This window comes from Stenotrophomonas sp. YIM B06876 (genome assembly GCF_030711595.1).
Taxonomy (GTDB): Bacteria; Pseudomonadota; Gammaproteobacteria; order Xanthomonadales; family Xanthomonadaceae; genus Stenotrophomonas.
The window spans coordinates 1-1,908 of sequence record NZ_JAUJUJ010000144.1 but is presented as its reverse complement, the minus strand read 5'-3'; the positions used below and the strand labels follow the sequence as shown (position 1 = coordinate 1,908).

At 62.9% G+C, this 1,908-nt stretch carries 3 protein-coding genes; 2 read left to right on the top strand and 1 reads right to left on the bottom strand.

What is annotated here, in order from left to right; translation table 11 throughout:
* Positions 1-954, bottom strand: a 954-nt coding sequence (locus QZH66_RS15510) for an Orn/Lys/Arg decarboxylase N-terminal domain-containing protein (protein WP_305806802.1), incomplete at its 3' end; no start/stop codon positions are given.
* A 149-nt stretch (positions 955-1,103) separates the two neighbouring features.
* Between QZH66_RS15510 and QZH66_RS15505 the strand changes: the two genes are divergently transcribed.
* Positions 1,104-1,529 carry an NfeD family protein gene (locus QZH66_RS15505; RefSeq protein WP_305806801.1) on the top strand — a complete coding sequence of 142 codons (426 nt, stop codon included), beginning with the start codon at positions 1,104-1,106 and terminating at the stop codon, positions 1,527-1,529.
* Between the two features lie 41 nt (positions 1,530-1,570).
* Positions 1,571-1,908, top strand: a 338-nt coding sequence (locus QZH66_RS15500) for an SPFH domain-containing protein (RefSeq protein ID WP_305806800.1), incomplete at its 3' end; no start/stop codon positions are given.

The window sequence follows — 1,908 nt, the reverse complement described above, 5'->3', positions numbered from 1 at the left end:
CGGCACCGCCCCCGTCATGATGATGGCATGCAGGATGGATTTGTGGCAGTTGCGGTCCACCACCACCACATCGCCCGGCGCCACCGTGTGGTGCCAGACGATCTTGTTCGACGTGCTGGTGCCGTTGGTCACGAAGAAGCAGTGGTCGGCATTGAAGATGCGCGCCGCATTGCGCTCGCTCTCGCCAATGGCGCCGTTGTGGTCGAGCAGCTGGCCCAGTTCTTCGACGGCGTTGCAGNTGCCGTTGGTCACGAAGAAGCAGTGGTCGGCATTGAAGATGCGCGCCGCATTGCGCTCGCTCTCGCCAATGGCGCCGTTGTGGTCGAGCAGCTGGCCCAGTTCTTCGACGGCGTTGCAGACGTCGGCGCGCAGCATGTTCTCGCCATAGAACTGGTGGTACATCTGGCCCACCGGGCTTTTCAGGAAGGCCACGCCGCCCGAGTGGCCGGGGCAGTGCCAGGAATACGAGCCGTCTTCGGCATAGTCGAGCAGCGCCTTGAAGAACGGCGGCTGCACACCTTCCAGATAGCTCTTGGCTTCGCGGATGATGTGCTTGGCCACGAACTCGGGCGTGTCCTCGAACATGTGGATGAAGCCGTGCAGCTCGCGCAGGATGTCGTTGGGCAGGTGGCGGCTGGTCTTGGTCTCGCCGTAGATGTAGATCGGCACATCGGCGTTCTTGCGGCGCACCTCGCCGATGAAGCTGCGCAGGCTGTGCACGATCGGGTCTTGCCCCGCGCCCAGCGTGAACTCCTCGTCGTCGATCGACAGGATGAAGGCGCTGGCGCGGCTTTGCTGCTGCGCGAACTGGCTCAGGTCGCCATAGCTGGTCACGCCCAACACCTCGAAGCCCTCGGACTCTATGGCCTGGGCCAGCGCGCGGATCCCCAGCCCCGAAGTGTTTTCGGAGCGGTAGTCCTCGTCGATGATGATGATGGGAAAGCGAAATTTCATGCGCAGCCTCCGTGCAAACGTGCCCTGCCCGGCCAAAAAACAAAAAGAGGCGCGAAGTGTAAGGAATAAGTGTGAAGCGCCTTTGGAGCGGGCTTTTTCTGACCCAGAATGTGGTGAACTAAAGACAAACGACAAGCGGAGGTTGATCCATGGACCATTCCACCCTCTGGTGGCTGATGACCGGCGCCGCCGTGGTGGCCGAACTGCTGACAGGCACGTTCTACCTGCTCATGCTGGCCATCGGCCTGGCTGCAGGCGCCATTGCCGCGCACCTGGGCTTTGCCATGCCCACGCAGCTGCTGGTGGCCGCCGTGGTGGGCGGCGGTGCCGTGGTGGCCTGCTACCTGATCAGAAAAAGAAGCCCCGGCGCCCAGCCTGCTGCCAGCAACCGCGACGTAAACCTCGATGTCGGCGAGACCGTGCAGGTCGACGCCTGGAACCCCGACGGCACGGCCCAAGTACGATACCGCGGCGCCCAATGGACGGTGCTGCTGCGCCCGGGCAACGCGCCCTCGCCCGGTCCGTACCGCGTGGCCGAAGTCGTGGGCAGCCGCCTGCTGGTCGACAAACTGTGAGAACGTGAACACGTTCCAAACCACCAACCTGAGGGAACCCCATGGAAATAGCCATCGTCATCTTTGTCATCGCCGCGATCTTCATCGTGCGCTCGGTCAAAGTCGTGCCGCAACAAAATGCCTGGGTCAAGGAGCGCCTGGGCAAATACGCCGGCACGCTCACGCCGGGCCTGAACTTTCTCGTGCCCTTCATCGACCGCGTGGCCTACAAGCACAGCCTCAAGGAAATCCCGCTCGACGTGCCCAGCCAGATCTGCATCACGCGCGACAACACCCAGTTGCAGGTGGACGGCATCCTGTACTTCCAGGTCACCGACCCGATGCGCGCCAGCTACGGCTCGAGCAACTACATCATGGCCGTGACGCAACTGGCCCAGAC

Coding starts and splice junctions, on each gene's coding strand:
- QZH66_RS15505 (WP_305806801.1), top strand. CDS start 1,104: ATGGACCATTCCACCCTCTGGTGGCTGATGACCGGCGCCGCCGTGGTG.